The sequence below is a fragment of the Cupriavidus phytohabitans genome, from assembly GCF_000426345.1.
Taxonomy (GTDB): domain Bacteria; phylum Pseudomonadota; class Gammaproteobacteria; order Burkholderiales; family Burkholderiaceae; genus Cupriavidus.
The window spans coordinates 76,611-99,109 of sequence record NZ_AUFE01000014.1 but is presented as its reverse complement, the minus strand read 5'-3'; the positions used below and the strand labels follow the sequence as shown (position 1 = coordinate 99,109).

The window sequence follows — 22,499 nt, the reverse complement described above, 5'->3', positions numbered from 1 at the left end:
ACCCGGCCGGCGCCGCGGCGGCATCCATCGCATTACTCGACAGACAACGTGACCCAGACTACCCCCACCACCCCCGACACCCTGCAGAAGTTCCTGTTCGACGCCGCCCCCGTGCGCGGCGAGCTGGTGCGCATGGAAGCCACCTGGCAGGAAGTGCTGGGCCGCCACAGCTACCCCACGCCGGTGCGCCGGCTGCTGGGCGAGATGATGGCCGCCGCCGCACTGCTGTCGGCCAACCTGAAGTTCAACGGCGCGCTGGTGATGCAGCTGCACGGCGACGGCCCGGTGCGGATGCTGGTGGTGGAATGCCTGTCCGACCTGTCGATGCGTGCCACCGCCAAGCTGGCCGAGGGCGCGGAGATTGCCGACGACGCCACGCTGGCCGACCTGGTCCATGCGCACGGCCATGGCCGCTTTGCCATCACGCTCGACCCGAAGGACAAGCTGCCGGGCCAGCAGCCGTACCAGGGTATCGTGCCGCTGGCGGACGAGCACGGCCCGCTGCCGTCGATCAGCGCGGTGCTGGAGCACTATATGAAGGCCTCCGAGCAGCTCGACACGCGCCTGTGGCTGGCCGCCGACGACCGCGTGGCCGCCGGCATGCTGCTGCAGAAGCTGCCCTCCTACGGCGGCACCGCCGACGTGGGCGAGACCGGCGCACCGCTGGCCAGCCATGCCAGGGCCCAGGACCTGGATACCTGGGACCGCGCGGTGCAGCTTGGCACCACGCTCAAGGCCGAAGAACTGCTGGCCGAGTCGCCCGAGACACTGCTGCGCCGCCTGTTCTGGGAAGACCTGCAGGATGCCGGCCTGCGCGTGTTTGAGCCGATGACGCCGCATTTCCATTGCTCGTGCTCACGCCCCAAGGTGGCGGGCATGCTGCAGTCGCTGGGGCGGGAAGAGATCGAGAGCATCATCGCCGAGCGCGGCAACGTGGAGATCCATTGCGATTTCTGCGGCCAGCGCTATGAGTTTGACCCGGTCGACTGCGCCCAGCTGTTTTCGGCCACCCACGTCGCCACGGGCGCCGGGGCTGGCGCGCACCAGCACCACTGAGGCGGCATTCCACGGCTTGGCCCGTGCCGGGAGCGGCGTAGCGGAAACATCCGGCGCGCCGCCCTGTCCAACGGCTGTACGATCGCCGTACCCGCGAGCCTGAGGACCGCCATGTCCGCCGAAGCCTCTCTGCCCTTACCCGAATCCAGCGCCATGCAGGCGGCCTCCACGCGCGGCCGCCTGCATGGCGCTCTTGTCTTGGCCGCGGCAGGCGCCCTGCTGCTGGCGGCCGGCTGCGCGGAAATCCCGCGCGACGCCAACGGCTCGCCCCCGACTGCGCGGCTCGCGCCAAACGCCATGCCGCCGGCCCGGCTGACGCCCGAAGCTCGCCAGAAGCTCGATGCCTTGAACCAGGAGGTGCTGCGCGAGCAGGCCGACGCCATCGCGCGGCAGCAGCAGGCCGAGGCCTATGCGCGTGCGGCATATGCCTATCCCAACACGAGCTGGAACCTGTTCTACGGAGGATGGGGAGGCGGCCACTGGGGTGGCGGCGTCAGCGTGGGAATGCCCGGCTACTGGGGCGGCTATCCCTACTGGTGGTGACGGCTTGGGTGCGGCCAACAGCAAACAGAAGGTTGATCAGTGTCCGCCGCGCCCGGCCACGGAATTTGCCGGCGGCGGCAGCGGCGGCGTGGCGCTGACCTTGGGGGCCGGTGCCACGAACTGCACGAACACCTCGCCTTCCCTGACCATGCCCAGCTCATAGCGGGCACGTTCCTCGATCGCGCCAGTGCCGTCCTGCAGGTCGGCAACTTCCCCTTCCAGCTTGGCGTTACGCAGCTTGAGCGTCTGGTTGCGGGTACCTTGCTCGGTCAGCTGCCGGTTCAGGTCCCAGACGCGCAGCCAGCCACCCTTGCCCAGCCAGAGCGGATACTGGACCGCGAGCAGCAGCACGAACAACAGCAGCGAAATCAGACGCATGAAAGGTTGCGGACGAGAAATTCCGCACAATGATCTGCGAAGTCAGCCCGGAAGGCAATTGCCAGGCAGATTTCGATACAAAAACGGCGGTGGCCGGAACGAATTCCGTGCCACCGCCATTCTTGAACCTACCACGTCATTCCCGCGAAGCTCCCGCGAAGGCTGGAATGACAACCACAGGCTTCAGCGCAGGTTGTAGAACGCGCTCTTGCCCGGGTAGCTGGCGATATCGCCCAGGTCTTCCTCGATACGCAGCAGCTGGTTGTACTTGGCGATACGGTCCGAACGCGACAGTGAGCCGGTCTTGATCTGGCCGGCGTTGGTGCCCACGGCGATGTCGGCAATGGTGCTGTCTTCGGTTTCGCCCGAGCGGTGCGAGATCACGGCGGTATAGCCGGCGCGCTTGGCCATCTCGATGGCGGCGAACGTTTCGGTCAGGGTGCCGATCTGGTTGATCTTGATCAGGATCGAGTTGCCGATGCCCTTCTCGATGCCTTCCTTCAGGATCTTGGTGTTGGTGACGAACAGGTCGTCGCCCACCAGCTGCACGCGCGTGCCGAGCTTCTCGGTCAGCGTCTTCCAGCCGTCCCAGTCGCCTTCCGCCATGCCGTCCTCGATCGATACGATCGGGAACTTGTCGCACAGGTTGGCCAGGTAGTCGGCGAACTGGGTCGACGACAGCTTCAGGCCTTCGCCTTCCAGCTGGTACACGCCTTCGCCTTCGTGGTAGAACTCGCTGGCGGCGCAGTCCAGCGCCAGCAGCACGTCTTCACCGGCGCGGTAGCCGGCTTTCTCGATGGCCTGCACCACGGTGTTCAGGCATTCCTCGTTGGACGAGAAATTCGGGGCAAAGCCGCCTTCGTCGCCCACCGCGGTGGACATGCCCTTGTCGGCCAGGATCTTCTTCAGCGCGTGGAAGATCTCGGCGCCGCAACGCAGGGCTTCGCGGAAGCTGGTCGCCGACACCGGCATGATCATGAATTCCTGGATGTCCAGGCTGTTGTTGGCGTGCGCGCCGCCGTTGACGATGTTCATCATCGGCACCGGCAGCTGCATCGCGCCCGAACCGCCGAAGTAGCGGTACAGCGGCAGGCCAGCCTCTTCGGCGGCGGCCTTGGCTACGGCCATCGACACGGCGAGCATGGCGTTGGCGCCCAGACGGCCCTTGTTCTCGGTGCCGTCGAGGTCGATCAGGGTGCGGTCCAGGAAGGCCTGCTCGGAGGCGTCCAGGCCCATGATGGCTTCGGAGATTTCGGTGTTGATGTGCTCGACGGCCTTCAGCACGCCCTTGCCCAGGTAACGCGACTTGTCGCCGTCACGCAGTTCGATGGCTTCACGCGAACCGGTCGACGCGCCCGACGGCACCGCCGCACGGCCCATCACGCCGGATTCCAGCAGCACGTCGCATTCGACGGTGGGGTTGCCGCGCGAGTCGAGAACCTCGCGACCGATGATATCTACGATTGCACTCATGAATTCCTCTCTGACTGTTGATTCTTGCTGCTGCTGATTACTTCAACCTGTGCCCGTGTCAGGCGCATGTCAAGCTGCCCGACAACCCTCAGGCAGCGCCTTCCACCACGATCATGTTCATCTTTGCTGCATGCTCGCGCGCCTTTCGGGCGGCGCGATAGGCTTCGCCGTCGTGGAACGACTTGGCGGCTTCATAGCTGGGGAATTTCAGCACCACGACGCGGGTCGGCGCCCACTCGCCCTCCAGCGGCTCGGTCTTGCCGCCGCGCACCAGCACCTCGGCGCCGTGGATCTGCATGGCCTTGGTCGAGAGCACTTTGTACTCTTCGTACTGCTGGGGATCGGTCACGTCGATGTAGGCGATGATATAGCCCGCGGCCATGGAGAATCTCCCGATTTTTTGTATTGTCTTTCGATATGGTTTGTCATCACCGGCGCCCGGTGAGGGCGCGGTGGTGACAAAACCGGGCCTGCTCAGGCGCAGGCCGGCCAGCCGAAGTTGTCTTCCAGGAAGCCGGCACGCTTGACCAGCGTGTCGATATCCTTGAGCACGGCCAGCAGTTCCTTCATGCGCGACAGCGGCACCGCGTTGGGGCCGTCGGACATCGCCTTGCTCGGGTCCGGGTGCGTCTCCATGAACAGGCCCGCCACGCCGGTGGCGACGGCTGCACGCGACAGCACCGGCACGAACTCGCGCTGGCCACCGGAACTGGTGCCCTGGCCGCCCGGCAGTTGCACCGAGTGGGTGGCGTCGAACACCACCGGGGCGCCGGTCTCGCGCATGATCGCCAGCGAGCGCATGTCCGACACAAGGTTGTTGTAGCCGAACGAAACGCCACGCTCGCAGGCCATGAAGACATCGTCGGGCAGGCCTGCTTCGCGCGCGGCGTCGCGGGCCTTGTCGATCACGTTCTTCATGTCGCCCGGGGCCAGGAACTGGCCCTTCTTGATGTTCACCGGCTTGCCGCTCTGGGCGCAGGCGCGGATGAAATCGGTCTGCCGGCACAGGAACGCCGGCGTCTGCAGCACGTCCACCACGGCTGCGACGGGCTTGATCTCGTCGATCTCATGGATGTCGGTCAGCACCGGCACGCCGACCTCGCGCTTGACGGTCGCCAGGATCTCCAGGCCCTTCTCCATCCCCAGCCCGCGGAACGACTTGCCGGAAGAACGGTTGGCCTTGTCGAACGACGACTTGTAGATGAACGGAATGCCCAGTTCAGCGGTGATGGCCTTGAGCTCGCCGGCGGTATCCAGCGCCATCTGCTCGGACTCGATCACGCACGGGCCGGCGATCAGGAAGAACGGCTTGTCGAGGCCGACCTCGAATCCACAGAGTTTCATGACAGACTCCTCTCTTGCCGCCTGCGCTCAGGCGCCCTTGCGTTGCTGGCTGGCCAGCGCGGCTTCGACGTAGGCCTTGAACAGCGGATGGCCGTCACGCGGCGTCGAGGTGAATTCCGGGTGGAACTGCACGCCGACGAACCACGGGTGCATCGATTCCGGCAGCTCCATCATTTCCGGCAGGTTCTCGGTCGGGGTGCGGGCCGAGATCACCATGCCAGCGTTTTCCAGCGTCGGCACGTAGTGGTTGTTGACCTCGTAGCGGTGGCGGTGGCGCTCGTTGACCTCGGCGCCGTAGATGGCGTTGGCCTTGGTGCCTTCCTTGACCGGCACACACTGCGCGCCCAGGCGCATGGTGCCGCCCAGGTCGGATTCGGCCGAGCGCTGCTCGACCTTGCCTTCGCGGTCGACCCACTCGGTGATCAGCGCGACCACCGGGTGTTCGGTTTCGAGGTTGAACTCGGTCGAGTTGGCGTCAGCCATATTGGCCACGTGGCGGGCAAACTCGATCACGGCCAACTGCATGCCCAGGCAGATGCCCAGGTACGGCACCTTGTTCTCGCGGGCGTACTGGATCGCGCGGATCTTGCCTTCCGTGCCACGCTTGCCGAAGCCGCCCGGCACCAGGATGGCATCGAGCGGGGCCAGCACTTCGAGGTGGCCCGATTCCAGTTCCTCGGAATCGATGTACTCGATATTGACGCGCGTGGCGGTGTGCATGCCGGCGTGGCGCAGCGCCTCGATCAGCGACTTGTAAGACTCGGTCAGGTCGACGTACTTGCCGACCATGCCGATGGTGATTTCGTGCTCGGGATTTTCCTGGGCGTTGACCAGCTTCTGCCACATCGACAGGTCGGCCGGCCGCGGGTCCAGGCGCAGCTCCTCGCAGATCAGGCGGTCGAGGCCCTGCTCGTTGAGCATCTGCGGAATCTTGTAGATGCTGTCCGCATCCCACACCGAGATCACGGCGTCCTGCGGGATATTGGCGAACAGCGAAATTTTGGCGCGCTCGTCGTCCGGGATCGGGCGGTCGGCGCGGCACAGCAGCGCGGTCGGCGAGATGCCGATTTCACGCAGCTTCTGCACCGAGTGCTGGGTCGGCTTGGTCTTCAGCTCGCCGGCGCTGGCAATGAACGGCACCAGCGTCAGGTGCACGAAGGCAGCGTGGTTGCGGCCCATGCGCAGGCTCATCTGGCGCGCGGCTTCCAGGAACGGCAGCGATTCGATGTCACCCACGGTACCGCCGATTTCCACCAGCGCCACGTCGGCCTTGCCGTCGTGCGAGGCGGCGGCGCCCTTCTCGATGAAGGCCTGGATTTCGTTGGTGATATGCGGGATCACCTGCACGGTCTTGCCCAGGTATTCGCCGCGGCGCTCCTTGCGGATCACCGATTCGTAGATCTGGCCGGTGGTGAAGTTGTTCGACTTGCGCATCTTGGCCGAGACGAAACGCTCGTAGTGGCCGAGATCGAGGTCGGTTTCCGCACCGTCTTCCGTGACAAACACCTCGCCATGCTGGAAGGGGCTCATCGTGCCGGGATCGACGTTGATGTAGGGATCTAGCTTGAGGAGGGTGACTTTGAGGCCGCGCGACTCAAGAATGGCCGCGAGCGAGGCAGCAGCGATGCCCTTGCCGAGGGAAGAGACGACGCCACCGGTGACGAAGACGAATTTGGTCATAAACCGAGCTTGCCGGGGAAATCGGGATTATACATGAGAGCCCGGTCTCCGCCGACCCGGAAATTGTGACAACCACGCCCGCCAGCGCCGGTGCGCGCGTGCCCCTGCCGGGGCCTTCCAGCGCCCGGCGGCAGCACTGCGGCGCATGCGCCGCATGCCCGTTCAGCGCCTGTTCAGCACCCGCGGCGCATTGCTCCGATCAGGTCGCGCACCAGTTGCGCCGTTTCCCGCGGCCGCTCCATCGGGTACAAATGGCCGCCCTCGATAAAGCGCAGGTTTTCGCCCACCAGCTTGCGGGTCGCCGCGAGGCCGCACTGGCGCACCTCGCGCGAGCGCGTGCCGGCGACGAAGCCGACCGGCACCGGCGCGCCCCGCCTGAGCTTGCGTCCCAGGCTGGTCGGCAGCGTGCGGTAGATCCAGTATTCGACCTCGCGGTCGAAGCGCAAGCGCCGCTCGTTGTCCTTGCCGGTCGGCTCGGTGCCGTGAAGCGCATAGTCGCGCAGCACCTCCTGATCCCACACGGCGAAGTTCGGCTTGCTGCGAAAGTGCTGCCATACGGCCTCGGCGTCGGGCCAGTGCGTACGCCGGTTCCTGGTCACCGCCGCCGGACCGGGCTTTTCGTCGATGCCAAGCACCTGGGCCGTCTTCAGCAGCGAAGCGCGCCAGCCTGCAATGATCGGCGAATCCAGCATCACCACGCCCCGCACCCATTCGGGCCGGCGCAGCGCCGCCATCATCGACAGGAAGCCGCCCAGCGAATGGCCGACCAGCCAGACCGGCTCCCGGTACTGGCGCCCCACTTCCTCGAGCAGTTCTTCCACCAGGTGTGGCCACCCGCGTGTGACCGGGAACTGCGGCCGGTGGCCGTAGCGGTCCACGGCGCGGAATTCGAACTCGCCGTCCAGTTCGCCAAACAGCTTGCGGTACGTCGTGACCGGGAAGCCGTTGGCATGGGAAAAATGGATGATCTCGCGCATCGCCGCCCCGCCCTTCATTCCTGGGTGCGGGAGGGATTGCGCCTGGCGCGCACGGGCTGCCCCCAGCAGTCGCCCTCGCCACTGCGTGCCAGCGGGAAGTCAGCCTGCTGGGCCGGATCCCATTCGGGATTGTGGATTTCGCCGAACACCTGCCGCAACCGGTGGCCCCAGGTATCGCGGATCATGCGGAAATAGGCATTGCGCTCGTCGATATTGACGAATCGGGTCACGCGCAGCGAATCCGCCTCGTAGACCAGCAGGTCCAGCGGCAAACCCACGGAAATATTCGACTTCAGCGTCGAATCCATCGAGATCAGCGCGCATTTTGCGCCCTCGGCCAGCGGCAGCGAAGGATGCACGACGCGGTCGATGATGGGCTTGCCGTACTTCGCCTCGCCGATCTGGAAATAACAGTTTTCCGGCGTGGCTTCGACGAAGTTACCGGCGGCATAGATGTTGAACAGCCGCTGCCGCTCACCCCGGACCTGGCCACCGAAGATCAGGCTGACATTGAATTCGATGCCGGCATCGCGCAGCGCGTGCGCATCGCGCTTGTGTACTTGGCGCACAGCGTCACCGACGATGGACGCCGCTTCAAACATGTCGCGCGCATTCCACAGCGAGCGCTTGTCATCGTGACTTTCCGCCAGGATCTGGCGCACCGACTGGCTGATGGCGAGGTTGCCCGCAGTCATCAGCACCATCACGCGGTCGCCGGGCTCTTCGAACACCGTCATCTTGCGTGCCGTCGAGATGGCGTCCACCCCGGCGTTGGTGCGGGAATCGGACAGGAATACCAGGCCGGCATCCAGCCGCATGGCTACACAGTACGTCATGGTCTTGTTCTGGTGTTCTTGTTGGACGGCCGGGAGTGGCCGGCCGCAGGCCTGCATTAATGGATTCTAGCGCCGCTGCGCCTGTCAGTGCCGGTTCTGGAATGTGGCACCTAATTGGCGCAGCCGGAGCCTAGACTGGATCGGCAAGCGGTGTGATCACAACATTGACTTCGAGCGTCTCGCCGGCACCACCCTCCAGGATGCCCCGGACCGGTGCGGCGGACTGATAGTCGCGCCCCACGGCGAGGCGCACATGGCGCTCGTCGGTGAGGCAGCCGTGGGTGATGTCGATGCTGCACCAGATCTCGCGCTGCGGGTCAAGGCAAACGTCGGCCCACGCATGGCTGGCCAGTTCGGTGGCGGCGGGATCGTAGAAGTAGCCGCTCACATAGCGCGCCGGGACGCCGAGCGCGCGGCAGGCCGCCACCATCACCTGCGCCTGGTCCTGGCACACACCGCTGCCCAGGCCGAACGCCTCGGCGGCGGAAGTCCCGACATCGGTGGTATTGGGCTTGTAGCGCACGCGTTCGCCGATGGCCTGGGCCAGTGCCAGCAACGCGGGAATATCGTGGCCCGCGGCCAGGAAAGGCGCGGCGAAGGCCTGCATCTCGCGCGGTGCCGTGGTCAGCGGCGTGGTGCCAAGGAAGTACAGCGGCGATACGCGCGATTCGCCAGCCGGCGGCGCATCGCAGAAGGCATGGTGCCCATCGCGGTCAAGGTCGCCATGCGGCGGCAGCACTTCCACTTCGCCGCTGGCTTCGATGGCGATGGTGTCCGCCGGGCCCGCCACGGTGAAGTTGTGCACGATGTTGCCGAAGCCATCGCGCGCCGCCGACGGGTTGCCCGGCGTGCACAGCTGCCAGCTGTGCACGGTCTGCAGCGGGCCCGAGCGCGGCTCGAGCCGCAGCTCGTGCACGCTGCGGCGCACGGGCTCGGCATAGCGGTAGACAGTATGGTGATGGATCTTGTATTTCACGGTATCAGGGCGCGGCGCGGCGGCGGCAGCACATGGTCGCCGCCGGCGTGCCCATGTCAGGCCGCCTGCAGCGGCACCAGGAAGTCCCGGCTGATGCCATTGCCGAGATCGCCGATGCGCTCCAGGAAGCTGGTCAGGTACGCGTGCAGGCCGACGGCAAAGATGTCGTCGATGCGCGCGTACTTCAGGTCGGCATGGAGTTTACCAGCCTGCCGCTCGGTCTCGGCCGACTGCTGGTTGCGCACCATGGCCAGGATCGTCACCACCTCGTCCATGCTCGACACCAGCGAGCGCGGCATGTCGGGGCGCAGCACCAGCAGCTCGGCCACGCGCTGCGGCGTGACCACCGCGCGATAGACCTTGCGGTAGACCTCGAAGCCGGACACCGAGCGCAGCACCGCTGCCCAATGGTAGAAGTCGTTCTGCTCGCGGTTGGGATTGCTGTCATCGCTGCCCGAGGCCTGGAACTTGACGTCGAGGATCCGCGCGGTATTGTCGGCGCGCTCCAGGAAGGTGCCCAGCCGCATGAAGTGGAAGGCATCGTCCTTGAGCATGGTGCCGAACTGCACGCCGCGCGCCAGATGCGAGCGGAACTTGACCCATTCGAAGAAGCGCGACGGGTCTTCCCTGAGCACGCCGTCGGCGATCATGCGCTGCACGTCGAGCCAGGTGGTGTTGACGGTTTCCCAGACTTCGGTGGTCAGTGAGCCGCGCACCGCGCGCGCGTTCTCGCGCGCTGCGCGCAGGCAGCTCATGATCGACGACACATTGGTCATGTCGCGCACCATGAAATCGATCACGTCGTCGCGCGACAGCAAGCCGTACTTATGGTCGAAGGCTTGCGTCAGCTCGGAGATATCGAGCATGGCCCACCAGCCCTGCTCGGCCACCTCGGCCGACTGCGGCAGCAGCGAGGTCTGGTAGTTGACGTCGAGCATGCGCGCGGTGTTTTCCGCGCGCTCGGTGTAGCGGGCCATCCAGAACAGGTGGTCGGCGGTACGGCTCAGCATGTGGAGTCTCCTCGCATGGCGGCGGCGGCCTTGCTCGCGTGGTGGGTTGTCGTCGTCATCGTTCCAGCACCCAGGTGTCCTTGGTGCCGCCCCCTTGCGAGGAATTGACCACCAGCGAGCCCTCGCGCAGCGCCACGCGCGTCAGTCCGCCGGGCACCATGCGCACCTCCTTGCCCGACAGCACGAACGGGCGCAGGTCGATATGGCGCGGGGCGATGCCCGACTCCACATAGGTCGGGCAGGTCGACAGCGCCAGGGTCGGCTGCGCGATGTACTGCTCGGGCCTGGCCTTGACCACCTCGCGGAAGGCATCGATCTCGGCGCGTGTCGCGGCCGGTCCCACCAGCATGCCGTAGCCGCCCGCGCCGTGGGTTTCCTTGACCACCAGCTCGTCCATATGCTCGAGCACGTACTGCAGATCGTCGGGGCGCCGGCACATGTACGTGGGTACATTATTGAGGATGACCTCCTCGCCGAGGTAGAAGCGGATCATGTCGGGCACGTACGGATAGATCGACTTGTCGTCCGCCACGCCGGTGCCGATCGCATTGCAGATGGTCACGTTGCCGGCGCGGTAGACCGACAGCAGCCCGGCGGCGCCCAGCGCGGAATCGTGCCGGAACACCAGCGGGTCGAGGAAATCGTCGTCGACGCGCCGGTAGATCACGTCGATGCGCTGCGGCCCTTGCGTGGTGCGCATGAACAGGTGGTCGTCCTCGACGAACAGGTCGCTGCCTTCGACCAGCTCGACGCCCATCTGTTGCGCCAGGAAAGCGTGCTCGAAGTACGCGGAGTTGTACATGCCAGGGGTCAGCACCACCACGGTGGGATCGGCGATCGCCTGCGGCGACACGCCGCGCAGCATGTCGAGCAGCAGGTCCGGATAGTGCGCCACCGGCGCGACGCGGTTGCGCGCGAACAGATCCGGGAACAACCGCATCATCATCTTGCGGTTTTCGAGCATGTATGACACGCCGGAGGGCACGCGCAGGTTGTCTTCCAGCACGTAGAACTCGCCCTCGCCGGCGCGCACCACGTCGATGCCGGCGACGTGCGCATAGATGTCGTGCGGCACGCTGACGCCGAGCATCTCGGGCCGGTACTGGGCGTTGTTGTAGATCTGGTCGGGCGGGATCACGCCGGCCCGGATGATGTCCTGGCCGTGGTAGATATCATGGATAAACCGGTTCAGCGCGGCCACGCGCTGGCGCAGGCCTTTTTCCAGCAGCGCCCATTCGCTGGCCGGAAAGATGCGCGGGATCACGTCGAACGGGATGGTGCGTTCGGTGCCGCTGTTGGCCTCGTCCTTGTCGCCATAGACGGCAAAGGTAATCCCCACGCGCCGGAAGATCAGGTCCGCCTCGGCCCGCTTGTTGTCCATGGTGCTGCCGGACTGCCGCGCCAGCCAGTCCGTGAAATGCCGGTAATGCGGGCGTACCGCCCCGTCGGGCAGCGACTGCCCGGCCTGGATGACCATGGGCGCCCCGTCGGCGCGCCAGTCCAGCATCTCGTCGAAAAACCGCCCCGCCATGATGGCCGCTCCTCCATGTAGTGGGCGTCGGGTGCTGCCACTTCCCCGCATCCGGCCGCCCTGGTTTGACCTGGCTGTCCTGCCACAAGCCCGCCGCGCAATTGCCCCGGGAAGGTCCGGAATGGTCCCCGATGGGATTGGCGCGGCGACACTGTCGAGTCACTGGCCCTTTCAGCATACCTGTACCGGCGAAAGCCGCAAGCTGGCGAATCGCAGCCGGCACGGAAAGTGAATTAGCAAGATGTCTGCCAGCGTACGCAAAAACGGCCGCCAGCGGGGGCTGGCGGCCGTCATGAGATGGAGCGGATGGTCGAGGGCGAAAACCTCAGCGAGCGGGAGCCTGCAGGATGGTTTCCACCAGGACCTCGGGCGGCTGGCGGATATCGAGTTCCAGCGCGTCGCGCGGCGCTTCCAGCGTATCGAACTGGCTCTGCAGCAGCTCGGGGTTGAAGAAGTGGTCGCTGCGAGCGGACAGGCGCCCGGCGATCAGCGCGGCATCGCCCTTCATGTGGACGAAGGTCACGCCGCCGTCGGGCGGCGTCAGCCGGTCGCGGTATGCCTGGCGCAGGGCCGAGCAGGTGAACACGTGGGTCCGGCCATCGGCGCGCGCCGCGTCGATGGCGGCACGCATCGCCGCCAGCCAGGGCCAGCGGTCCTCGTCGGTCAGCGGGATGCCCGCATGCATCTTGGCCTTGTTGGCTTCACTGTGGAATTCGTCCGCGTCATGGAAGCCGCAGCCCAGGCGCTGCGCCAGCAGCTGGCCGACCGTGGTCTTGCCGCTGCCGGATACGCCCATCAGGATATAGATCATGTCTGCTCCGTCGGTCTTGGTATCGTCTTGCTATCTTGCTGTCTTGCTTTCGGATGGGGTCGCGGCCCTGGCCAATGCCTGCGGGCCGCTCCCGCGCGCCGGCGTGCCGGCGGCGGGCATGAGTGTGAGGCTATTGTGCGACGGTTTGCGCCGCCATGGCAGCGGCGGATATAACTGGCGCCGCGTCGGCATCCGCTTCGGACAGGTCGAGTGCGCTGCCCCCTTCTTCCGCGATGCGCGCGTGGCGCCGGAACGAGCCGAACAGCCCGCGCCCGAGGCCGAACCGGGCAAAATCGTCGGCCGGGGCCGGCGCCAGCTCGCGCGCCGCGAACTCGCCCTCGTCGCCCAGCCATTGCAGCACGCCGGCCACCGCGTCGACGCGGATGCGGTCGCCGTCGCGCACGCGGGCCAGCGCGCCGCCGGCCAGTGCTTCAGGGCCGACGTGGATCACCGCAGGCACCTTGCCCGACGCGCCCGACATGCGGCCGTCGGTCACCAGCGCCACCTTGTGCCCGGCGTCCTGCAGCGCGCCCAGCACCGGCGTCAGGCGGTGCAGCTCAGGCATGCCATTGGCGTTCGGGCCCTGGAAGCGGACCACGGCGACTAGGTCACCGTTCAGCTCGCCGGCCTCGAACGCCGCTTGCAGCGCTTCCTGCGCATCGAAGACGCGCACCGGCGCCTCGACCACGCGGTGCTCGGGCGCCACAGCCGAAACCTTGATCACACCGCGGCCCAGGTTGCCCTGCATCAGCCGCAGCCCCCCTTCCGCCGAGAACGGCGCCGCGGCGCTGGCAACGACCTGGGCGTCACCGCTGGCCGTCGCCCCTTCGCGCCATTGCAGCACGCCATCGCGCATCACCGGCTCCTGCGTGTAACGCGCCAGGCCCGGGCCCGCGACGGTCTGCACGTCTTCATGCAGCAGCCCGGCCTGCAGCAGTTCGCGGATGATCAGCCCGGCGCCGCCGGCGGCATGGAAGTGGTTCACGTCGGCAGAGCCGTTCGGGTACACCCGCGCCAGCAGCGGCGTGATGCGCGACAGGTGGTCGAAATCATCCCAGTCGACCATGATGCCGGCGGCACGCGCCATCGCCACCAGATGGATGGTGTGGTTGGTGGAGCCCCCCGTCGCCAGCAGGCCGACCATGGCATTGGCCACCGCGCGCTCGTCGACGATGCGCGCCAGCGGCAGGTATTCGCTGCCGCGCGCGCGCAATGCGATCGCGCGCTGAGCCGCCGCGGTCGTCAGCGCGTCGCGCAGGCCGCTATCCGGATGGACGAAGGCCGCGCCGGGCAGGTGCAGACCCATGATTTCCATCAGGAACTGGTTGCTGTTGGCGGTGCCGTAGAAGGTGCAGGTGCCGGCGCCGTGGTAGGCCTGGCATTCTGCCTCGAGCAGCGCATCGCGACCGACCTGCCCGGTGGCGTAGAGCTGGCGCACGCGCGCCTTTTCCTTGTTGGACAGGCCAGTGGCCATCGGGCCCGCCGGCACAAACACTACCGGCAGGTGGCCGAACTGCAGCGCGCCCATCAGCAGGCCCGGCACGATCTTGTCGCACACGCCCAGCATCAGCGCCGCATCAAAGGTGTTATGCGATAACGCGATGGCCGTGCTCATGGCAATCGCATCGCGCGAGAACAGCGACAGCTCCATGCCGGCATTGCCCTGCGTGATGCCATCGCACATCGCCGGCACGCCACCCGCCACCTGCGCCACGGCCCCCACCGCGCGCGCGGCTTCGCGGATCACGCCGGGGTAGCGCTCATAGGGCTGGTGGGCCGACAGCATGTCGTTGTACGCGGTGACGATGCCGAGATTGGGCGCATGGTCGACGCGCAGCTTCAGCTTGTCGCTGGCAGGCAGCGCGGCGAAGCCGTGCGCCAGGTTGGCGCAGGACATGCCGCGCAGCGGCCCCAGTTCGGCTTGCGCACGCTCGCAGCGCGCAAGATAGGCGGCACGGCTGGCGCGGCTGCGGGCAACGATGCGTTCGGTGACAGCCAACAGCTCGGCATGGACGGCAATGGGCATGGCGGAGACGTTCCTTGTTGTCGGGGCGTAGCACCAAAGCGGCGCAATCGCATGTAGATTTTCTACATTATACCGATAGCAATGCCGCCGTCGACTAGGTCATGCGTCACAATGGCGCCGGAATTCGCTGATTTTCCCGAATTACGGGCAAACCCTGACATCCAGGCATGCACCTTTTCGGGCATGATGCCGCGCCATTGGATGTAGAATATCTACATTCCGCAATCCCGCACAACCTGATCATCCGCCGCCATGCGCGACCGAATCCTTGCCGTCTATGACACGCTCCGCCCCTCCGAACGCCGCCTGGCGGACTACGTCGCCGAGCACGGCGCCGCCGTGATCCGCCTGTCGATGCCCGAACTGGCCGAGCGCGCAGGCGTGTCGCAGCCCACCATCGCACGCTTCTGCGCCGCGCTGGGCTACGACGGCTTCCGCGAGTTCAAGCTGCAGTTCGCGCAGAACGTCGGCGGCGGCATGCCCTTCGTGCACCAGGACGTCGACGCCCACGACCGCCCCGCCGACATCGCCGGCAAGGTGTTCGACCGCACCATCGCCACGCTGATGAGCGTGCGCAACGCGCTGTCGGCCGACCAGATCGAGCACGGCATCCACCTGCTGGCCCGCGCGCGCCGCATCGAGTTCTACGGCTGCGGCAATTCCGGCATCGTCGCGCTCGACATCCAGCACAAGTTCTTCCGTCTCGGCATCCCGACCGTCGCCTACTCCGACCCGCACGTCTTCAGCATGTCGGCCGCACTGCTCGGCGCCGGCGACGTGGCGGTGCTGGTGTCCAACAGCGGTCGCACCTGGGACATGCTGACCGCCGCCACGCTGGCGCGCGGCAGCGGCGCCAGCGTGCTGGCGATCACACACAGCGGCTCGCCGCTGGCCAAGCTCGCCGACGTCTGCGTGTTTTCCGACGTCGAGGAAGACAGCGAGGTCTATACACCGATGACGTCCCGCATCAGCCACCTTGTGCTTGGCGACGTGCTGGCCGCAGGCGTGGCGCTGGAGCGCGCGGAATCGGTCGCCGCCGGCCTGCAGCGCGCCAAGGCCCACCTGCGCGAACGCCGCATCGCAGGCGCCGAACCGGCACGGACGCTGCCGCCTGCCCGAGGCCGCGCCACGGCCCAGCCGGATTCCGGGGACGTGAAGCCTGCCCCGGCAGCCACCCGCGCGCGACGCAAGCCCCGCTAGCGCGGCGCATCCGGCCTGGCGCGCCAATAGCGCGGCTCAGCCTGCCGAAACACCGACAGCGTATAACCCGCCGGCGCTGTGGCCATGGTGACAGCGCCGGTTTCGTCGCTGCGGTAGCGGGCAATGCCGGCGCGCCCATAACGCTCCCACACGTCGGCACGTGGATGGCGGTAGCGGTTGGCATAGCCCAGCTGGAATACGGCAGCCTGGGGCCGCACCGCTTCCAGCCATACGGCACCGGAAGATGTGCCGCTGCCATGGTGCGGCACCACCATCACGTCGGCATGCAGCGCTTCGGGCGGCAGCCTGTCGATCAGCGCGCGTTCTTCGGCCTCGCCGATATCGCCGGTCAGCAACAAGCGATGCCGCGCGGTTGCCACGTGCAGCACGCAACTGCGGGCATTGCTGGCAATCTCCGCATGCTGCGATTGCGATGGCAGCGGATGCAGCACCGTGAAATGCACGCCGTCCCATTCCCATTGCTGCCCGGCCGCGCACGGCGCCCACCCGGACGGCACCGGCCCGAGCAGGGCATGGCCCGGTGGCGCGCCGGTACTGCGCGCCGCGACGGCCACCGCCGCTTCCACGTCGGCCACGCCGCCGGCATGGTCGGCGTCTTCATGACTGACCATCAAGTGGTCGATCCGGCCCAGGCCCAGGCCACGCAGCAGCGGCACCACCACCTGTGCACCGGCGCTGGCGCCCGATGCATAGCCCGGCCCCGCGTCGTACAGCAGCGCATGCGCGCGCGTCTGCACCAGCACCGCGGTCCCCTGCCCCACATCGAGCATCATCGCGCGGAACTCGCCATGCGCCACCGACGGCCCGCGCGCCAACACCAGCGGCAGCACCAGCAGGCCGCCGTGCAGGCGCACCACAGCACTGGCCAGCGGGGCCAGCGACAGCGCAATCCCGAGCCCGGCCAGCAGCAAAGGCAACGGCCCGGATCCCGGTGCTTCCCACATGGCCCAAGGCAGGCCGGACAGCCAGCCCAGCAGGGCTGCCAGCCACACCATCGCCTGATGCGCGACGGCCAGCAACGGCGCTGCCAGCACGGCCGGCACGGCCGGCACGGCGGCGGCGGCCAGCGACAGCGGCGTCACCAGCAGGCTGACCACGGGGATGGCAAGCGCATTGGCCAGCGGCGACACCACCGACACCTGCTGGAACATCAGCAGCGTCAGCGGCACCAGCCCGGCTGTCACCGCCCATTGCGTGCGCGCGGCGGCGGCAAGCGTGGCACGCATGCGTTGCCATCGGGTTTCAAGCTCGCCATGTTCGGACCGGGCAGCGTAAAAGATCACCGCCACCGCGCCGAAAGACAGCCAGAAGCCCGGCGACATCACCGCCCACGGGTCCAGCAGCAATGCCGCCAGTGCCGCGCAGGCCAGCACCACCGACGCCGGCGGTGCCCGCCCGCCCCATACCGCCAGCGCGGCAACGCATAGCATCGCCACCGTGCGCAACGCGGGGATCTGCATCCCGGCCAGCAGTCCATATGCCACCGCACCGGCTACCGCCGTCACCAGGGCCGCATACCTGGCCGGCAGCCACAGTGGCAGCGGCCGGCGCAGCCTGCGCCCCAGCCCGAACGAATACCGCCACAGCATGCCGACGAACGACCCCGCCATGCCGGCAATCATGGTGATGTGCAGCCCTGAAATACTGACCAGGTGGCTGATGCCGGTGCGCCGGAACAACTGCCAGTCTTCCGTATCGATGCCGCGCTGGTCGCCGATCACCAGCGCGATCAGCACGGGGCCATAGCGCGCATCGGCCGGCAGCGCGGCGCGCAGGCGATCACGCACGGCCGCGCGCCACGCTTCGATGCGCCATGCGAGCCGTTCCCGTCTTGCCTCCTGCGGTGGACCGTGTGCACGCCGTACGTAGCCCGTCGCACCATAGCCCTGCGCCAATAGCCAGAGGGCATAGTCGAAGCCGAAGGGATTGGCCAGTCCGCGTGGGCGCCGCAGGCGTACGGTCAGGGTGTAGCGCTGGCCGGGATACAGGTCAGGCGGCGCGTCGCGCCAGTGGAGAAGCAGCCTGCCAGGTAACGTCGGCGCAGGTTCGCCCGGCCCATCCGGCACGGCCCGCTCGACGGTCAAGGCAAAGCGGACGCCGCCCGCTGATTCAGACGGCAACCCGGAAACCACACCGCGCACATCGAGATCGCGCGATTCATGCGAGTCAGGCAGCCAGTCGCGCAAGCGCATGTCGGCGCGCCATGCCGCCCAGCAGATCGCGGCGGCAAAGGCCAGCACGGCCAGCACCAGGCCCCGCCAAGCGGGACGCAGGCGCCCGCCCCACACCAGCATCGCCATGCCGGCCAGCGCCAGTCCGGCTGCGGCAATGCGCACGACGTCCTGCCGCGGCAGCGTTGCCTGCTGCTGCAGCACCCAGCATCCCGCGACGAACGCCACCACGAACACGCGCACGGCACCTCCCCGGCTGATTGCACACAGCCAGAGTTGTAACCGCGCGACGCGGCGGAAAGCTTGTCAGCCTGTCAGGAACTCGTGGAAGTTATGTGTCTGGCCGGTGCCATGGTTCCGGCGAAGGCCGCCAACCGAGGCAGCGCGTCGACGGCATTGCGCCAGGTCGCCTGCGCCAGCGCCGCGGCATCGATGCCGCGCAGTTCGCCCAGCACGCGCGCCACGCCGGCGACTTCCGCGGGGGTGTTGCGCACCTTGTGCTGCTCGCCGAACTGGTCATCGGCAAGCCAGGCGGGTGCGATATCGGGCGCGTCGGTTTCCAGCACCAGGGCCTCCAGTGGCATGTCTGCAGCCAGCCGGCGGATCCGGCGCGCGCGGCTGAAGGTCAGGTTGCCGCCGAAGCCAAGCTTGAGGCCCTGCTCGACAAAGCGCCGCGCCTGCTCATGGCTGCCGTTGAACGCATGCGCAATGCCGCGCTTCACGCCCGCCTTGCGCAACTGCGCGCCGACCTGGTCCTGCGACTTGCGCACATGCAGCAGCACCGGCAGGTCGTACTCGCGCGCGATCTTCAGCTGCTCGGCATAGAGCCAGGTCTGGTGATTGGCATCGAGACCGGCGACAAAGAAATCGAGCCCGATCTCGCCGATGCCGACGAAACGCGGATCGCCCATGCTGGCCGCGACCTCGCGCCGGAGCGCATCGATATCGGCCTGCCCTGTACCGGCCGAGCAGAGCGGATGGATGCCGAGCGCGTAGACACAGCGCGAATCCTCGTGCGCCAGCGTGCGCACCGCCTCGAAATTCCACACCGCCACCGCCGGCACGACGATGCCGCGCACGCCGGCGGCCTCGGCCGCGTCGGCGACCTGGCGCCGGTCAGCGTCGAATTCGCGCGCGTCGAGATGGCAGTGGGTGTCGATCCACATGGTGCAATGCCGGGGGCCTGGCCTAGCGTTCCTGATGCAGGTGGCCGTCGCGCAATCGCAGCACGCGGTCGCAGCGGCCGGCCAGGTCGAGGTCGTGGGTGACGATGACGAAGCTGGTGCCGAGCGTGCGCGACAGTTCGAGCATCAGATCGTAGACGCCGCCGGCGGTGTGGTCGTCGAGGTTGCCGGTCGGTTCATCGGCCAGCACGCAGGCGGGTTGCCCCACCAGCGCGCGCGCGATCGCCACGCGCTGGCGCTCGCCGCCGGAAAGCTCGCCCGGCCGGTGTTTGGAGCGGCCGCCCAGCCCCACGCGTTCCAGCATGGCCTGCGCCGTGCCACGTGCATCGTGCTGCGTCAGGCCGCGAATACGCATCGGCATCGCCACGTTGTCGAGCGCGGTGAATTCCGGCAGCAGGTGATGGAACTGGTAGACAAAGCCCAGCGAGCGGTTGCGCACCACATTGCGCTCGTGCTCGCGCAGCGCCGTGAACGGCTTGCCGAGCAGCGCAACGCGGCCCGAGTCGGGATTGTCGAGCCCGCCCAGCACATGCAGCAGCGTGCTCTTGCCCGAGCCGGACGCGCCGACGATGGCGACCTTCTCGCCGGCATTGACGCGCACGTCCACGCCGCGCAGCACTTCGACATCGAGTCCGCCCTGGCGAAAACGCTTGGTCAGCCCCTCCGCAACCAGTACCGGCGAACCGGTGCCCGGCTGGCCCGCCGCATTGGCGGTGGTATCCGCTTGCAGCACGGCTTCACTCATAGCGCAGCGCCTCCGCGGGGTTGACGCGGGCGGCACGCCAGCTGGGATAGAGCGTGGCCAGCGTGGCCAGCACGAAGGAAATGATGCCGATGGTGACGATGTCGTTCACGCGGGGATCCGAGGGTAATTCACTGATGAAATAAATGTCGCGCGGCAGGAACTGCACGTGCAGCACCCGTTCGATGAAAGGCACGATCACATCGATATTGGTCGCGATCAGCGTACCGCCGCCCACGCCAAGGAGAGTGCCGATAAAGCCGATGGCCACGCCCTGCACGATAAAGATCTTCATGATCGAGCGCGGCTGCGCGCCCATGGTGCGCAGGATGGCGATATCGGCCTGCTTGTCGGTCACGGTCATCACCAGCGTCGACACCAGGTTGAATGCCGCCACCGCGATGATTAGAGTCAGGATGATGAACATCATGCGCTTCTCGGTCTGCACCGCGGCGAACCAGTTGCGGTTCTGCTTGGACCAGTCGCGCAGGTACAGCTCGCCCGACATGGTGCCGGCGAGCTGCTGCGCCACCTGCGGCGCGCGCTGCATGTCCTGCAGCTTCAGCCGCACGCCGGTAGGGCCGCTCAGGCGGAACAGCGTCTCGGCATCGTGCATGTTGACCAGCGCCAGCGCGCTGTCGAACTCGAAGTGACCAGACGAGAAGATGCCGGTCACGGTGAACTGCTTGAGCCGCGGCAGCACGCCGGCTGGCGTGATGGTGCCCTGCGGCGCAACCAGCGTGACCTTGTCGCCTACCTGGACGCCCATGGCATTGGCCAGCTCGTTGCCCAGCGCGATGCCGAATTCGCCCGGCACCAGCGCCTTCATGCTGCCGGACTTGAACTGGCTGCCGATGTCCGAGACCTTGGGCTCCTGCGACGGCTCGACGCCGCGCAGCAGCACGCCGCGCACGGCGTCGTCGCGGGTCAGCATGGCCTGCGCGGCCACGTAGGGCGCGGCGCCGACCACTTCCTTGTTCTGCATCGCCTCGGCCGCGGTGTGCTGCCAGTCGGGCAGCGACGACGGGCCGATGACCTCGATATGCGCCAGCACCGACAGCATGCGGTCGCGCACCTCTTTCTGGAAGCCGTTCATCACCGACAGCACCACGATCAGCGCGGCCACGCCCAGGGCGATCCCGAACATCGAGATCATCGAGATGAATGAAATGAAGGTGTTGCGGCTGGCGCGCTTGCTTGCGCGGGTGTATCGCCAGCCGATCTGCCACTCGTAGGGAAAGTTCAAGAGGATTCCTGTTGTTTCGGGACATCGCCGCCGCCCTTGCGAGGGGCGCCGGCGGCACTCGTGCGAGCCTTGGCGGGCGCCGTCCAGGATGCTCTGGAGCGGCGCGGGACTGGCATCGGCCAGCCGGAAGTTTACAATCTCGCCACCATGATGACGCACCTGACCCTGATTGTGCCCTTTTCCGTCCCGCCGGGCGCCGGCGACGACGGCCGCGACGACGTCATTCCCGGCGCGCTGCTGCGGCAGTTGGAGCTGCCGGCGCTCGGAAAGTTGCTGACGCGGGCCACGCCCGGCCCACGCGAGCGGCATGACGACCCGTTCCTGCGCAGCCTGCCGCAGGAGCGATGGCTGGCCGGCAAGACGGGACTGGACACCGGCCGGGTGCCGTCGGCGCCTTATATGCGGCTGGCCGACAGCAGCGCAGCCGGCCCGCACCCGGACGGCCAGTCCTGGGCCTGCCTGCAGCCGGTGCACATCCACGCCGCGCGCGACCACCTGGTGCTGATGCCGCCAGCGCATCTCGGCATCCGGCCGGAAGAGGCTGCCGCCCTGCACGCCGCCATCGATCCGCTGCTGCAGGAATCCGGCATTGCGCTGGAGACGCCCTGCCCGTCGCGCTGGTACCTGCCCGAAGCCGTGTTCGGCCCGCTGGAAGCCACCACCCCGCTGCGCGCGGCCGGGCGCAACATCGACATCTGGATGCAGGCCGGCGAGCGTGCGCGCGACTGGCGCCGGGTACAGAACGAGATCCAGATGACCTGGTTCGACCACCCGGTCAACCAGGCCCGCGAGGCGCGCGGCGAGCTGCCGGTGAACTCGGTCTGGCTGTACGGCGGCGGCAGGCTGCAGGCCGTGCCACGCCTGGCCGACACGGTACTGAGCGACGACCCGTTCCTCGCCGGGCTGGCGCTGGCCGCCGGCAGCCGCGTGCTGCCGGTGCCGGCGGGACTGGCTGGCGTGGCGGCGCCCGGGGGATCGGTGCTGGCGATGCTGGAACTTGCCACCGAAGCCCATATCACGGAGGACTGGGGCCTGTGGATCGAGCGCATGCATGCGCTCGATGCCGACTGGTTCGCGCCGGCGCTGGAGGCGCTGGCCGCAGGTGGCATCGGCGGCATCGGCGCCGTAACGCTGGTGCTGGGCGGCGAGAACCACTTTGCCGAGTTCACCGTGACCCGTGCCGACCTGCGCAAGTTCTGGCGCGGCATGGGCCAGCGCGGCGACTGGCGCGCCCTGCTGTCCGACCTCGCCTTTGCCGCCTGAAGGTCGCACAACCCGCCTGCCGCCGCCCGAC

General features: G+C 67.4%; 20 protein-coding genes. 4 read left to right on the top strand and 16 right to left on the bottom strand.

Annotation, left to right across the window (positions count from 1 at the left end; all coding sequences use genetic code 11):
- Positions 1-48 precede the first annotated feature (48 nt).
- Together hslO and K309_RS0113360 are read left to right on the top strand one after the other, a co-directional pair.
- Positions 49-1,056, top strand: a complete 1,008-nt coding sequence (gene hslO / locus K309_RS0113365) for an Hsp33 family molecular chaperone HslO (RefSeq protein ID WP_029046897.1) — start codon at positions 49-51, stop codon at positions 1,054-1,056.
- A 111-nt stretch (positions 1,057-1,167) separates the two neighbouring features.
- Positions 1,168-1,599: a hypothetical protein gene (locus K309_RS0113360; protein ID WP_029046896.1), complete on the top strand. Its 432-nt coding sequence runs from the start codon at positions 1,168-1,170 to the stop codon at positions 1,597-1,599.
- Positions 1,600-1,635: 36 nt separating this feature from the next.
- Here the strand turns inward: K309_RS0113360 and ftsB are convergent, their stop codons facing one another.
- From ftsB to edd, 12 genes are all read right to left on the bottom strand, one after another.
- Positions 1,636-1,977, bottom strand: a complete 342-nt coding sequence (gene ftsB / locus K309_RS0113355; protein ID WP_029046895.1) for a cell division protein FtsB — start codon at positions 1,975-1,977, stop codon at positions 1,636-1,638.
- A 183-nt stretch (positions 1,978-2,160) separates the two neighbouring features.
- Positions 2,161-3,450, bottom strand: a complete 1,290-nt coding sequence (eno, locus tag K309_RS0113350) for a phosphopyruvate hydratase (protein ID WP_029046894.1) — start codon at positions 3,448-3,450, stop codon at positions 2,161-2,163.
- A gap of 88 nt (positions 3,451-3,538) precedes the next feature.
- Positions 3,539-3,832, bottom strand: a complete 294-nt coding sequence (locus K309_RS0113345; RefSeq protein ID WP_029046893.1) for a DUF1330 domain-containing protein — start codon at positions 3,830-3,832, stop codon at positions 3,539-3,541.
- Between the two features lie 92 nt (positions 3,833-3,924).
- Entirely contained in the window at positions 3,925-4,794 is an 870-nt protein-coding gene (gene kdsA, locus K309_RS0113340; protein WP_029046892.1) for a 3-deoxy-8-phosphooctulonate synthase, read from the bottom strand.
- Positions 4,795-4,821: 27 nt separating this feature from the next.
- Positions 4,822-6,474 (bottom strand): CTP synthase, encoded by a 1,653-nt coding sequence (gene pyrG / locus K309_RS0113335; RefSeq protein WP_029046891.1) that lies wholly within the window; start codon positions 6,472-6,474, stop codon positions 4,822-4,824.
- 173 nt (positions 6,475-6,647) lie between these two features.
- A complete protein-coding gene (locus tag K309_RS0113330; protein ID WP_029046890.1) occupies positions 6,648-7,451 on the bottom strand; it encodes an alpha/beta fold hydrolase in 804 nt (267 codons plus the stop codon).
- A gap of 14 nt (positions 7,452-7,465) precedes the next feature.
- The gene (locus tag K309_RS0113325; RefSeq protein ID WP_029046889.1) at positions 7,466-8,287 is read right to left on the bottom strand and encodes a proteasome-type protease; all 822 of its coding nucleotides are present in this window, start codon (positions 8,285-8,287) and stop codon (positions 7,466-7,468) included.
- Between the two features lie 130 nt (positions 8,288-8,417).
- Positions 8,418-9,263, bottom strand: a complete 846-nt coding sequence (locus tag K309_RS0113320; RefSeq protein ID WP_029046888.1) for a transglutaminase family protein — start codon at positions 9,261-9,263, stop codon at positions 8,418-8,420.
- 56 nt (positions 9,264-9,319) lie between these two features.
- On the bottom strand, positions 9,320-10,273 hold the full coding sequence (locus K309_RS0113315) for an alpha-E domain-containing protein (RefSeq protein ID WP_029046887.1): 954 nt from the start codon (positions 10,271-10,273) through the stop codon (positions 9,320-9,322).
- 55 nt (positions 10,274-10,328) lie between these two features.
- Complete coding sequence (locus K309_RS0113310) at positions 10,329-11,804, bottom strand: circularly permuted type 2 ATP-grasp protein (protein ID WP_029046886.1); 1,476 nt, start codon at positions 11,802-11,804, stop codon at positions 10,329-10,331.
- 325 nt (positions 11,805-12,129) lie between these two features.
- Positions 12,130-12,615 carry a gluconokinase gene (locus K309_RS0113305; RefSeq protein WP_029046885.1) on the bottom strand — a complete coding sequence of 162 codons (486 nt, stop codon included), beginning with the start codon at positions 12,613-12,615 and terminating at the stop codon, positions 12,130-12,132.
- A gap of 130 nt (positions 12,616-12,745) precedes the next feature.
- Complete coding sequence (gene edd, locus K309_RS0113300; protein ID WP_029046884.1) at positions 12,746-14,641, bottom strand: phosphogluconate dehydratase; 1,896 nt, start codon at positions 14,639-14,641, stop codon at positions 12,746-12,748.
- A 252-nt stretch (positions 14,642-14,893) separates the two neighbouring features.
- On the opposite strand from edd, the gene K309_RS0113295 reads away from it, so the two are divergent.
- The gene (locus K309_RS0113295; protein ID WP_029046883.1) at positions 14,894-15,841 is read left to right on the top strand and encodes a MurR/RpiR family transcriptional regulator; all 948 of its coding nucleotides are present in this window, start codon (positions 14,894-14,896) and stop codon (positions 15,839-15,841) included.
- Here the strand turns inward: K309_RS0113295 and K309_RS0113290 are convergent.
- The 4 genes from K309_RS0113290 to K309_RS0113275 all read right to left on the bottom strand — a co-directional run bounded on the left by K309_RS0113290 (position 15,838) and on the right by K309_RS0113275 (position 21,205).
- Positions 15,838-18,276, bottom strand: a complete 2,439-nt coding sequence (locus tag K309_RS0113290) for a DNA internalization-related competence protein ComEC/Rec2 (RefSeq protein WP_029046882.1) — start codon at positions 18,274-18,276, stop codon at positions 15,838-15,840. The two genes, K309_RS0113295 and K309_RS0113290, sit on opposite strands and share 4 nt — an antisense overlap.
- A gap of 71 nt (positions 18,277-18,347) precedes the next feature.
- On the bottom strand, positions 18,348-19,199 hold the full coding sequence (locus K309_RS0113285; protein ID WP_029046881.1) for a TatD family hydrolase: 852 nt from the start codon (positions 19,197-19,199) through the stop codon (positions 18,348-18,350).
- Between the two features lie 22 nt (positions 19,200-19,221).
- Positions 19,222-19,962 carry a lipoprotein-releasing ABC transporter ATP-binding protein LolD gene (gene lolD / locus K309_RS0113280; protein WP_029046880.1) on the bottom strand — a complete coding sequence of 247 codons (741 nt, stop codon included), beginning with the start codon at positions 19,960-19,962 and terminating at the stop codon, positions 19,222-19,224.
- On the bottom strand, positions 19,955-21,205 hold the full coding sequence (locus K309_RS0113275) for a lipoprotein-releasing ABC transporter permease subunit (protein WP_029046879.1): 1,251 nt from the start codon (positions 21,203-21,205) through the stop codon (positions 19,955-19,957). Before K309_RS0113275 ends, lolD begins: the two co-directional genes overlap by 8 nt.
- Before the next feature lie 147 nt (positions 21,206-21,352).
- Between K309_RS0113275 and K309_RS0113270 the strand changes: the two genes are divergently transcribed.
- Positions 21,353-22,468, top strand: coding sequence for a hypothetical protein (locus K309_RS0113270; RefSeq protein WP_029046878.1), 1,116 nt, complete (start codon positions 21,353-21,355; stop codon positions 22,466-22,468).
- The last annotated feature ends 31 nt before the right edge of the window (positions 22,469-22,499 follow it).